The organism is Pseudomonas sp. X10 (assembly GCF_054889225.1).
The window spans coordinates 5,039,208-5,051,445 of record NZ_CM142677.1 but is presented as its reverse complement, the minus strand read 5'-3'; the positions used below and the strand labels follow the sequence as shown (position 1 = coordinate 5,051,445).

Annotated in this window: 7 protein-coding genes and 1 pseudogene; 3 read left to right on the top strand and 5 right to left on the bottom strand. The window is 64.3% G+C overall.

The window, feature by feature from the left end:
* Positions 1-67: 67 nt before the first annotated feature.
* Together ACYU03_RS23000 and ACYU03_RS22995 are read right to left on the bottom strand one after the other, a co-directional pair.
* Positions 68-235, bottom strand: a pseudogene (locus tag ACYU03_RS23000) (MATE family efflux transporter); the annotation flags it as partial.
* A gap of 863 nt (positions 236-1,098) precedes the next feature.
* The gene (locus ACYU03_RS22995) at positions 1,099-2,436 is read right to left on the bottom strand and encodes an MATE family efflux transporter (protein WP_461886907.1); all 1,338 of its coding nucleotides are present in this window, start codon (positions 2,434-2,436) and stop codon (positions 1,099-1,101) included.
* 149 nt (positions 2,437-2,585) lie between these two features.
* On the opposite strand from ACYU03_RS22995, the gene ACYU03_RS22990 reads away from it, so the two are divergent.
* Positions 2,586-7,490 carry an alpha-2-macroglobulin family protein gene (locus ACYU03_RS22990; protein ID WP_461886906.1) on the top strand — a complete coding sequence of 1,635 codons (4,905 nt, stop codon included), beginning with the start codon at positions 2,586-2,588 and terminating at the stop codon, positions 7,488-7,490.
* Between the two features lie 72 nt (positions 7,491-7,562).
* On the opposite strand, the gene ACYU03_RS22985 is transcribed toward ACYU03_RS22990, so the two are convergent.
* Positions 7,563-7,856, bottom strand: a complete 294-nt coding sequence (locus tag ACYU03_RS22985) for a hypothetical protein (protein ID WP_461886905.1) — start codon at positions 7,854-7,856, stop codon at positions 7,563-7,565.
* 104 nt (positions 7,857-7,960) lie between these two features.
* Between ACYU03_RS22985 and pbpC the strand changes: the two genes are divergently transcribed.
* Positions 7,961-10,315: a peptidoglycan glycosyltransferase PbpC gene (pbpC, locus tag ACYU03_RS22980; RefSeq protein ID WP_461886904.1), complete on the top strand. Its 2,355-nt coding sequence runs from the start codon at positions 7,961-7,963 to the stop codon at positions 10,313-10,315.
* Positions 10,316-10,364: 49 nt separating this feature from the next.
* Here the strand turns inward: pbpC and ACYU03_RS22975 are convergent, their stop codons facing one another.
* Positions 10,365-10,775, bottom strand: a complete 411-nt coding sequence (locus ACYU03_RS22975) for a response regulator (protein WP_461886903.1) — start codon at positions 10,773-10,775, stop codon at positions 10,365-10,367.
* Between the two features lie 39 nt (positions 10,776-10,814).
* Positions 10,815-11,012, bottom strand: a complete 198-nt coding sequence (locus ACYU03_RS22970) for a Flp family type IVb pilin (protein WP_461886902.1) — start codon at positions 11,010-11,012, stop codon at positions 10,815-10,817.
* Positions 11,013-11,297: 285 nt separating this feature from the next.
* Here ACYU03_RS22970 and cpaB point away from each other — a divergent pair, with 285 nt between their 5' ends.
* Positions 11,298-12,233 carry a Flp pilus assembly protein CpaB gene (cpaB, locus tag ACYU03_RS22965; RefSeq protein WP_461886901.1) on the top strand — a complete coding sequence of 312 codons (936 nt, stop codon included), beginning with the start codon at positions 11,298-11,300 and terminating at the stop codon, positions 12,231-12,233.
* The last annotated feature ends 5 nt before the right edge of the window (positions 12,234-12,238 follow it).

Genomic DNA, 12,238 nt, shown 5'->3' with positions numbered 1-12,238 from the left:
CTGTGCCTTGCATCGCCAACTGACGCTGGCTCCTACCGGTACTGCGTCGATCATATGAAATGCGGTTTCAGCGTACCCATTCCCTTCGCTGCTGCAACCGCCAGCCCACCCACGCCAGGCTCACTGCCCGCAATCCCATGAACCCCAGGAAGGCCAGCCACAGCCCGTGGTTGCCCAAGGCCCTTGCTGCCCTGGCGAAGGGCAGAGCGATGAGCACGCTCAGAAGCATGGCGTGGGCTGCGGAGGTATGTTTGGGAAATGTGTTACAGGGATAAGGGAAAGTTGGAAGATTCCTGTCTGTGAGCTCGAATTATAGTTAGTCGCGGGCGCTGAGTCCTGTGATTGATATCGGCACTGTCGAGGTCAGTCGAATTGATATCAGGCCCCCGTACAATGCTGGTATGGATAGCAACACTTCCAGAGTTTATTTTGGCTAAATCACGCTTCGAGTTATTGGTCGTGTGACGAAAGAGGTTGGCATGTTTACGCGCTGGGATTGAAGCTTAATAAGCTCAGTCGTCTTTGGTTTATTAATTTCTTAACGTTGAGGTGAGCATGAGCTTGTCATCTTGGATGTGTCGATGTTTAGCACATGTTATGTGCGCGGTTGCAACTATTTTCTTCTTCATTGCGACAGCGGGAGTTATCGAAAATCCGAATGACCCTAATGATGTATCTGGGATTCCCGCTGTTTCGATGTATCTGGTAACGCTTGTTTTTTTGGTGCTTTCGTCATTTTTTTGTTTAGCGGTCGGCTTTGTTGTGGCTAGGTTCTTTGTTCGGGGGGGCAAGCTTTGGAGTCGATTGGGTTTCTGTTTGGAGTTTTTGCCGATTTCCTTTACGAGCATGATCGGTCTTCTAGTGTCGGCGTCTTACAATGGTGGAGAGTGGTCTGGGTGCTTTGCGATGGTGTGTTATGCACTGTCCATTATCCTGCTAATGATAGGAAGGTTACGGTCCGACTCAGGTTCTTGTGCATAACTAGATTCTTGTGTCTGGCGAGTCAAACATAGGGTGGCGCATTATGTTTTTATGCCTTTGATATTTATGCAGTAGATCCTGGAGTGGCCTTGCCGGGGCGTCGGACCGGCCTCTGTATCACTGAATCCACAGCGCTTGTCGCTGCAACCGCCACCCCATCCACGCCAGGCTCACCGCCCGCAATCCCATGAACCCCAGGAAGGCCAGCCACAGCCCGTGGTTGCCCAGGGCGCTTGCTGCCCAGGCGAAGGGCAGGGCGATTACCACGCTCAGAAGCATGGCGTTGCGCATCTCCCGTGCTCGGGTGGCGCCGATGAACAGGCCGTCGAGCAAATAACTCCACACGGCGATCAACGGCAGTACGGCGAGGTACGGCAGGAACGGATAGGCCGCGGCGCGCACGCTTTCGATGTCGGTCTGCAGGTTGATGAACAGGTGCCCGCCCAGCAGGAACAGCACGGCAAAGCCGAGGCTGATCAGCAATGACCAGGCGCAGGCGATTACCAGGGAGCGGCGCAGGGCCTGGCGGTCGCGGGCGCCGATGGCATGGCCGCACAGGGCTTCGACCGCATGGGCCAGGCCGTCGAGGGCGTAGGCGGTGAGCATCAGGCCGTTGAGCAGCAGGGCGTTGGCCGACACTGTCGCCTCGCCCAGGCGCGCGCCCTGGACGGTGACCAGCAGGAACACCAACTGTAGGGCCAGGCTGCGCAGGAAGATGTCACGGTTGACGCTGAGCAGCGGGCGCCAGGACTGCCAGTGCTTGAGCGCGGCCCAGGCGATCTTGCCGGGGTAGGCGTGCAGCGCCGGTCGGGTCAGGGCGAGGCCGAGCAGGGCGCCGCTCCATTCGGCGATCACCGATGCCCGCGCCGAGCCGAGCACGCCCCAGTCCAGTCCAAGGACGAACCACAGGTTCAGGACGATGTTCAGCAGGTTGGTGGCCAGCAGGATGGCCAGGGGCGCACGGGCGTTCTGGGTTCCGAGGAACCAGCCGACCAGGGCATAGCTGGCCAATGCCGCGGGCAGGCCGAGCAGGCGGGTGTGGAAGAAGTCTTCCGTTGATTGCTGCAGCGCCTCGCTAGGCTGCATCACCTGTAGCGCCAGTTGGCTGAAGGGCAGGGCGGTCAGGCCCAGCAGTAGGGCGAAGCCCAGCGCCAGCAGTAGGCTCTGGGCCAGCACCTGGCGTAGCGCCGCCCCGTCGGCACGCCCGGCGGCCTGGGCGGCGAAGCCGGTTGAGCCCATGCGCAGGAAGCCCATCAGGCCGACCGTGAAGGTGAACAGGGTGGCGCCCACGGCCACGGCGCCTAACTGATGGGCGTGGGGTAAATGGCCGATCACCGTGCTGTCGACCAGCGCCACCAGCGGTACGGAAATGTTGGAGAGAATCATCGGTGCGGCCAGGCCCCAAACCTTGCGGTGGGTGGCTCGATCGCTCCAGTCGTCGGACAGTCGGGACATGCGGGCTCCTTGCGAAGCGGGCATTGTAACGGCCCGTGGCACCAAACGGCGCGAACAGAGTCTCACTAGCCGCGCGGCGCAGGTTGTGCGGCGCGCCGTTGCGCTATAGTTGCTCCCCTTACGAACACGCTGCCGAAGAGTTTCCCCCCATGCTCAACAAAGGATTGTTGCTGGCCTGCGCGCTGGCCCTGCTCAGCGCCTGTGATTCTTCCTCGCCGGACAAACCGGCGCCTGCCGAAAAGCCCGTTGCTGAGACGCCTCAGGCTGAAGCCCGTGCGCCGAAGCGCGAAGACCCGGCAGTCCTGGCCGAGCGCTACGCCGACCGTGAACTGAGCGTGCTGGATGTCTCGGAAGTGCAGCTCGATGGCGCCAGTACCCTATCGATCAGCTTTTCCGCACCGCTCGATGCCGAGCAGAACTTCGCTGATAAGGTGCACCTGGTCGATACGGTCAAGGGCAAGGTCGATGGTGCCTGGGAGCTTGCAGGCAACCAGATGGAGCTACGCCTGCGCCACCTGGAGCCGCAGCGCAAGCTGGTGCTGACCATTGACGCCGGCCTGCTGGCAGTCAATGGCAAACGCTTGGCGAACGAGTCGGTCAGTCGCCTGGAGACTCGCGACATGCAGCCCACCGTGGGCTTCGCCAGCCGTGGTTCGCTGTTGCCCACACGGTTGGCCGAAGGCCTGCCGGTGATCGCCCTGAACGTCGACAAGGTCGATGTGGAGTTCTTCCGCGTCAAACCCGAATCCCTCTCGAGCTTTCTCGCCAACTGGGGTCGCAACAGCAGCCTGTATTACTACCAGTCCAAGGAAACCCTGGACATGGCCGAGCTGGTCTACAGTGGCCGCTTCGACCTGAACCCGGCGCGCAACACCCGCGAGACCGTGCTGTTGCCTATTGCCGGAATCAAGCCGCTGCAGGAACCCGGAGTCTACCTGGCGGTGATGCGAGCCTCGGGCACCTACGACTACTCGCAGCCGGCGACCCTGTTCACCCTGAGCGACATCGGCGTTTCGGCGCACCGCTACCGCGACCGGTTGGACGTCTTCGCCCAGGCCCTGGAGGGTGGCAAGGCCCTCAGTGGCGTCGACCTGGAGCTGCATGACGGCCAAGGCAAGCTACTGGCCCAGGCCAAGACCGACGGTGGCGGTCATGCGCAGCTGCCGATGCTGCCCAAGGCCGACGTGCTGATTGCCCACCAAGGCGTGCACACCACCTTGCTGCGCCTGAACACGGCGGCGCTCGACCTGGCCGAGTTCGACATTACCGGCCCCCAGGCCAACCCTCTGCAATTCTTCGTGTTCGGCCCGCGCGACCTGTACCGTCCGGGCGAAACGGTGCTGCTCAACGGCCTGTTGCGCGACCAAGATGGCAACCCGGTCAAGGCCCAGCCGGTAACCGTGGAGGTGCGTCGGCCTGATGAGCAGGTCAGTCGCAAGTTCGTCTGGGAGGCCGATGCCAATGGCCTGTACCAATATCAGCTGCAATTGGCGGGCGAAGCGCCGACCGGACGCTGGCAACTGCTGCTCGACCTGGGCGGTGGACGCAAGCAGATCCATGAATTCCTCGTCGAGGACTTCTTGCCCGAGCGCTTGGCCCTGGAGCTCAAGGGCAGCAACACACCGCTGCGCCCTGAACAGGACGCGCGCATTCAGGTCAATGGCCGCTACCTTTATGGCGCCCCGGCCGCAGGCAATCGTCTCAGTGGCCAGGCATACGTGCGTCCGTTGCGCGAAGCGGTGCCGGCATTGCCGGGATACCAGTTCGGCTCGATCACCGAGACCGAACTGAGCCAGGACCTGGAACTGGACGAAGTCACCCTCGACAATGCCGGCCAGGCCACCCTCGATATCGAGAGCCGCTGGTCCGAGGCCCGTTCGCCATTGCAACTGACCATCCAGGCCAGCTTGCAGGAATCCGGTGGCCGCCCGATCACCCGGCGCCTTGAACAGCCGATCTGGCCCGCTGAGCGTTTGCCGGGCCTACGTGGCCTGTTCGATGGCGAGGAAACCGACAGTGACGGCCCGGTGGAGTTCGAAGTGCTGGTGGCCGACCGCGAAGGTCGCAAGCTGGCCGCCAACGACCTCAAGGTGCGCCTGGTGCGCGAGCGCCGCGACTATTACTGGAACTACTCCCAGAGCGATGGCTGGAGCTACAACTTCAACGAGAAGTTCCTGACCCAGAGCGAAGAGACCGTCAGCGTCAAGGCCGGCTCCACCGCCAAGCTCAACTTCCAGGTCGAATGGGGACCGTACCGGGTCGAAGTGGAAGACCCTGAGACCGGTCTGGTCAGCAGCCAGCGCTTCTGGGCCGGCTATCGGGCTCAGGACAATGCCGAAGGCGGCGCGGTGCGCCCGGACCAGGTCAAGCTGGCGCTGGACAAGCCTTCCTATGCCGACGGCGCCACTGCCAAGGTCACCGTGACGCCACCCGCTGCGGGCAACGGATACCTGATGATCGAATCCAGCGACGGGCCGTTGTGGTGGCAGGAAGTCGACGTGCCCGCCGAGGGCAAGACCTTCGATGTGCAACTGGACAAGAAGTGGGCCCGTCATGACCTGTACATCAGCGCCCTGGTGATCCGCCCGGGCGAACGCAAGGTCAATGCCACGCCCAAGCGCGCCGTGGGCGTGTTGCACCTGCCGCTCGACCGTGCCGAACGCAAGCTGGCCCTGAGCCTGGAGGCGCCCGAGAAGATGCGGCCCAAGCAGCCGTTGACCGTCAGGTTCAAGGCGAGCAACGCCGATGGCAGCGTGCCCAAGCAGGTGCACGTGCTGTTGGCGGCCGTGGATGTGGGGATTCTCAACATCACCGACTTCAAGACCCCGGACCCCTTCGCCAGCCTGTTCGGGCGCAAGGCCTATGGTGCCGACCAGCTGGATATCTACGGCCAACTGATCGAAGCCGGGCAAGGCCGCTTGGCCAGCCTCGCCTTCGGTGGCGACGCAGCCATGGCCAAGGGCGGCAAGCGTCCCAACACCACGGTGACCATCGTCGCCCAGCAGAGCCAGCCCGTGACCCTGAACGAGCAGGGGGAAGGCGAAGCGAGCGTGGACATTCCTGACTTCAACGGTGAGCTGCGCCTGATGGCCCAGGCCTGGACCGATGAGCGCTTTGGCATGGCCGAGGGCAAGACGGTGGTGGCCGCACCGCTGATCGCCGAACTGTCTGCGCCGCGTTTCCTCGCCGGTGGTGACGTCACAGAGCTGGCCCTGGACCTCTCGAACCTGTCCGGCAAGGCCCAGCAACTGACGGTGCAACTGAGCAGCGAAGGCCAACTCAGCCTGGCCCAGGGCACTCAGCAGAACCTCAACCTGGCCGAGGGCCTGCGCACTACCCTGAAGATCCCGGTGCAGGCCGAAGGCGGTTTGGGCCAGGGTAAAGTTCGGGTGCGGGTGACTGGCCTGCAACTGCCGGGCGAGCCGGCGAGCGTATTCGAGCGCGAGTGGACCTTGGGTGTGCGCCCAGCCTACCCGGCAACGCTCAAGCACTACCGCGTGGCCCTCAAGGACCAGATGTGGAGCCTGCCGGAAGGCGACCTGGCGGCTTTCGAGCCGGCGGGCCTGGAGGCCAGCCTGGTGCTGTCGAGCCGTCCGCCGCTGAACCTGGCCGAGCAGATCCGCGCCCTGGAAGCCTACCCTTACGGTTGTCTGGAGCAGACCACCAGTGGCCTTTATCCCTCGCTCTACGCCGATGCCGAGAGCCTCAAGCGCCTGGGCATCAAGGGCGAGCCGGCGGACGTGCGCAAGCGCAAGATCGAGATGGGTATCGAGCATCTGCTGGGCATGCAGCGCTACAACGGCAGCTTTGGCCTGTGGAGTTCGGATGATGAGGAAGAATACTGGCTGACCGCCTATGTCACCGACTTCCTCCTGCGTGCCCGCGACCAGGGTTATGGCGTGCCGGCGGAGGTATTGAAGAAGGCCAGCGAACGTCTGTTGCGCTACTTGCAGGAGCGCAACCTGATCGAAGTGAACTACAGCCAGAACATCGAGCACACCCGCTTCGCCGTGCAGGCCTATGCCGCCCTGGTGCTCGCGCGCAGCCAGCAGGCACCACTGGGTGCCCTGCGCAGCCTGTTCGAACGGCGCAGCGATGCTCGCTCCGGTCTGCCGCTGGTGCAACTGGCGATCGCCCTCGACAAGATGGGCGACAAACCACGTGCCCAGCAGGCCCTGCAGGCTGGCCTGGCGGCGAGCCGCAACGATGGCTGGATGGCCGACTACGGCAGCGCGCTGCGTGACCAGGCGTTGATCCTGGCGTTGCTGCAGGAGAACAACCTGGCCAGTAACCAGGTCGACCAGCGTCTGTTTGCCCTGTCCGACGAGTTGGCCGCCAACCGCTGGCTGTCGACCCAGGAACGCAATGCACTGTTCCTCGCTGGCCGAGGACTGCTTGGCAAGCCAGAAGGTACCTGGCAGGCACGCCTGGACAGTGCTGGCGAAGTGCGAGAGCTGAACAATGCCGAGTCCGGCCTGAAGCTCGAAGGCCCGCTGCTGGCATCACCGCTGACCGTGCAAAACCAGGGCAGCGACACCCTGTACCAGCAACTGACCCTGTCCGGCTATCCACGCCAGGCACCGGTGGCCAGCGGCAATGGTATGGAGATCCGCCGCGAATACCTCGGCATGAACGGCCAGCCGCTGGATCTGCGCAACCTGCGCAGTGGCGACCTGGTATTGGTGCACCTGGCGCTCAAGGCCCAGACACAGGTGCCGGACGCCCTGGTAGTGGATCTGTTGCCGGCCGGCCTTGAGCTTGAAAACCAGAACCTGGCGCAGAGCGCCGCCAGCCTGGAGAACGCCAGCAGTGCGGTGAAGCAGTGGCGCGAGTCGATGCAGAACGCCAACGTGGTGCACCAAGAGTTCCGTGACGATCGCTACGTGGCGGCGCTGAAACTCGACAGCTACGGCACCACCCACCTCTTGTACCTGGCGCGCGCCGTAACGCCGGGCACCTACCGCGTGCCGCCGCCGCAGGTCGAGTCGATGTACAGGCCGAACCTGCAGGCAGTGGGGGATGGGCAAGGGGAGATGGTCGTTCGAGGGCGCTGATGCTCCAGCTGCAAGCTGCAAGGCAAAGCGGATCGGTGTAGATCATGCTTTTTCTTGCAGCTTGCAACTGTCTCAGTGGACCACCCAGCTCAGCACCCACAATCCCAGCAGCAACCAGATGATCCCCATGATGATCGAGGCGCGCATGAAGGCGCGGACCGCCGAGAACAGCAACAGCAATCCCACGATCAGGGCGAGGATGCTGAGTAGCGAGGTGTCCATGCCCAAGGTGCGGGCCAGGCCGTCGATGAAATTGCTGCCGGCGTTGGCCAGCCAGTTGAATACGCCGCCCAGGGCGTCGACGATGAAGCGGATCAATGAACCCAGTGCCTGGCCGAGCCACTCGAAAAAACCTTCTACATGCATAATCGCTTCCTGATGATCGAACCGGCGTTCGTGCCGTTTTCAAGGCTTTGGCCATCGCCTGGCTGGGTCGGTTCCCTGATCCCCGGCGAGCCGCTGGAGGGCCGATGCTCAGCTTAGTTCGTCCGCGCAGCCAACGGGGCAGGATTGTACGCGCCGTGTTGGCCGCCGGTTTGCTGGGTGTAGCCTTGCTGTGGTTGGCGGACCGCTTGTGGCCGCTGCCGATGCCCACCGACGACCTGGCGCGGGTGGTGCTGGCCGAGGATGGTACGCCCTTGTGGCGCTTTGCCGATGCTGATGGCGTGTGGCGTTATCCGGTCAGCCCGGAGCAGGTTTCGCCGCTCTACCTGGAGGCCTTGCTGACCTACGAGGACCGCTGGTTCTACCGCCACCCCGGGGTCAACCCGCTGGCGTTGGCACGCGCCGCCTGGCTGAACCTGCGGGGCGGGCGCGTGCTGTCCGGTGGCAGCACCCTGTCGATGCAGGTGGCGCGCCTGCTCGATCCACACCCGCGGACCTTGCCGGGCAAGCTCCGCCAGCTATGGCGCACGGGGCAACTGGAGTGGCACCTGTCCAAGCGCGAGATCCTCGCGATCTACCTCAACCGTGCGCCCTTCGGTGGCACTCTCCAAGGGGTGGCCGCGGCCAGTTGGGCCTACCTGGGCAAGTCCCCGCAACACCTGACTCCGGCCGAGGCGGCGTTGCTGGCCGTGCTACCTCAGGCCCCCAGCCGGTTGCGCCCGGACCGTCACCCGCAACGTGCCCAGCAGGCCCGCGACAAGGTTCTGCAACGTCTGGCCGAGTATCAGGTGTGGCCTGCGCAACGGGTCACCGAGGCCCGCGAAGAGCCGCTGCTGCTGGCGCCACGCCAGGAGCCGGCGTTGGCGCCCTTGCTGGCCCGCCGGCTGAACCGCTCCAACAGCCCGCCGCTGATCCGCACGACCCTCGACGCCGTCCTGCAACGCCGCCTGGAAGACCTGCTGCTAGGCTGGCGCGCGCGTTTACCGGAGCGCACCTCGGCAGCGATCCTGGTGGTGGAATCGCAGAGCATGGCGGTGCGTGCCTACCTGGGCTCCATCGAACTGGGTGACGAGCGCCGCTTCGGTCATGTCGACATGGTCAACGCCCTGCGCTCGCCCGGCTCGACCCTCAAGCCCTTTCTCTATGGCATGGCCCTGGATGATGGCCTGATCCATTCCGAATCGCTGCTGCAGGATGTGCCACGGCGCTATGGCGACTATCGCCCGGGCAACTTCTCCATGGGCTTCAGTGGCCCGGTGGCGGCCAGTTCGGCCCTGGCCCTGTCGCTGAACTTACCGGCGGTGCAGTTGCTGGAAGCCTACGGCCCCAAACGTTTCGCTGCGCAGATGCGCAGTGGCGGAGTACCGTTGGCCTTGCCGCCACTGGCCGAGCCGAACCTGTCGTTGATCCTTGGTGGCGCTGGCAGCCGCCTCGAGGACCTGGTCGGCGGCTATGCCGCCCTGGCCCGCGACGGTCGTAGCGCCAGGTTGCGCCTGCAGCCTCAGGACCCCTTGGTCGAGCGGCGCCTGCTGTCGCCCGGTGCCGCCTGGATCATCCGGCGCATCCTCAGTGGCCAGGCACGCCCGGACCGTGATCCGCACGCCGAGCTGGTACAGCGGCCGCAACTAGCCTGGAAGACCGGCACCAGCTACGGCTTCCGCGATGCCTGGTCGATTGGTGTTGGGCCGCGTTACTTGATCGGCGTGTGGATCGGCCGCCCCGACGGTACCCCCGTGCCGGGGCAGTTCGGCCTGGCCTCGGCGGCGCCCTTGATGCTGCAGGTGCATGACTTGCTGAGTAACCGAGACCGCCAGCGTGGGATTGCCGCGCCGGTGGCAGCGGTGCCGGCCAGCATCGGGGTGGCCGCGATCTGCTGGCCGTTGGGACAACCCCTGGATCGGCAAGACCCCAACTGCCGTCGCCAGCGTTTCGCCTGGACTCTGGAGGGCACCACACCGCCGACCTTGCAGGCCGCAGACCAACCCTTGGGGCTTGGTCTGCGCGAAACGGTTTGGGTCAACGAGCGTGGCTTGCGGGTCGATAGCGCTTGCCCGGGCGCCAAGGCGCGGACGGTGGCCTTGTGGCCTGCACCGCTGGAGCCCTGGTTGCCACGTTTGGAGCGGCGCGCCACCCGCCTGCCGGCCGTGGACCCGAGCTGCCCGCCCCAGGTACCGGCCACCGCGCCGCCGCTGTCGATTGTCGGCGTGCGTGCGGGTGACCAATTGCGGCGCCCGGCCACCAGTACCGAACCGTTGCAGCTGCACGTCTCGGCGTTGGGCGGGGGCGGTCGGCGTTGGTGGTTCCTCAATGGCCAGCCCTTGGGTGAAACCAATGGCCAGGAAAGCCTGGCGGTGCACTTCGAGCAGGTCGGTCGGATCGAGCTGAGTGCCCTGGACGAGAGCGGCGAGACGGCGCGGGTCGAGTTCCAGGTCAATGATTGACGGCCCCAACTCCGCTCGGCCTAGGTGGCCAAGCACAGGACCAACCCAGTCACTGCCCCGCCGCCTGTATCGATGTCTTGGGAAACAGGTTGTCCAGGGTCTCCAGCAGGCGTGCGTGGTAGATCGGCTTGCGGAACAGATCCAGCACTTGCAGGCGCAGCAGGTCGCTGACGTCGTCCATGTCGGCATGTCCGGAGGTGACGATCACCGGCAGGTGTTGGCGCGCGGTGTGCTCGCGCAAGCGTTTGATCAGCGAGATGCCGCTTTCCTCCGGCATGCGCAGGTCGGTGATGACCAGCGCCACATCCGGGTGCCGGCTCAGCTGTTGTAGCGCCAGCGTCACCGAGGTGGCGGTGTGGCAGCAAAAGCCTTCGTTCTCCAGAAGCTCGGCCAGCTCCTGCAACGCTTCGGCTTCATCGTCCACCAACAGGATCTGCTGACGCGAGGAGTAGGGCGGCATGACCGGCTCCTGGTCCAAAGGATCGATATGGCGCGTTGATCAGCCCTCGCTAGCACCCGTTTGGAGAGCCCCCTGGATGGTCGTCATGATGTCCGAGACGCTCTCCGAGATGCCCCCGACGAACCCGGCCAGGACCACCGCGACCATCGCCGCGATCACCGCGTATTCGATACCGGAAGCGCCGTCTTGGCGTTGGATGAAGTTCTTGCAGTGGATGAGGATCTGTTGCAGCAACATGGCACATCTCCTTGCGCCAATGGCGCGGGTGGTCAAGGGCTAAATGAATGATGCCCCTTTGCCATCATAGGATCGTCAAGTATTCCCAGGCTGCAAATGTAAGAAAGCATTAATCCAAAAGTTATAGGTGCGGATCTCCTGGCTAACGCCTTGTTTTTCAAGGCGGGCGTTTCATGGCTAAAAAAAACCAGCCGGCTGATGGCGATTCGTATTGGCTACGCTAACGTGCAATAACGAGATGGTTGCTTTTTGCCATCATTGCTGCCGAGCAGAAGGAGGGAGGAAATGGGGAGTCGCCTGACTATGATCCTGGCCGGCCTGTTTCTGCTCGCTGCCGTGCTGGCCGGCTACTGGGGGCTGGTGCTGAGCCGACCGCAACCTGTGGTGCCGGCGGCTGTTCCCGCACCGTTCGAGGCGCCGCCAATCGTGGCCGCTGAGGTAGCGCCAGAACCCGTGGGGCCGCTGCGTTCGCCGGTGGTGGTACTGCGCCGTGCGCTGCCTGCCAACACGCCCTTGTCCGCCGAGGACTTGCTGGTGGAACAGCTGCAGGTCGTGCCGCCCGGCAGCTTCCAGCGCATCGAACAGGTTGTCGGGCGCAGCAGCGTACGGCCCCTGGCGGCCGGCAGTTGGCTAGACGAAGAGAGCTTCCAGGCCGGCGGCCCGCTAGCGCGAATGATCCGCCGTCACGAGCGGGCGGTAGCCGTGGCTGTCGATGACGTGATTGGTGCCGCTGGCCATCTGCGGCCAGGGGACTATGTCGATGTGCTGCTGTTCTTGCGTGAAGAGAACAACAACCCGCAATCCTCCGCTCAGGTCGTATTGCCGGCGCTGCGTTTGCTCAGTGTCGGCGAGCAGTTGGGCTTGGCCAACGATGGCCGCCCGGTGCAGGCCGCTCAGGAGCAACTGGCGCGTCGTGAGCAGATGTCGGGCGCTACCCGCACCGTGGTGCTGGCCGTACCCGAGGCCCTGGCCAGCCGGCTGATGCTGGCGGCCCAGGCCGGAACCTTGCGCTTAGCCGTGCGCAGCGCCGACGAACAGTTGCTGGCCCGCTACTGGGCCGGTGCGCAGGGCGCGCCGCAGTTGGACAGCGCCAACCGCGACCTGTATCGCTTCAGCCAGCTGTCCCAGGTACCGCTGGCCAAGGCTGCCCCTTCTGGCCCTGCGCGTGGCATGGAGATCATCCGTGGTGCCCAGCGCAATCAATCATCCAGTACTCCCTGACCAAG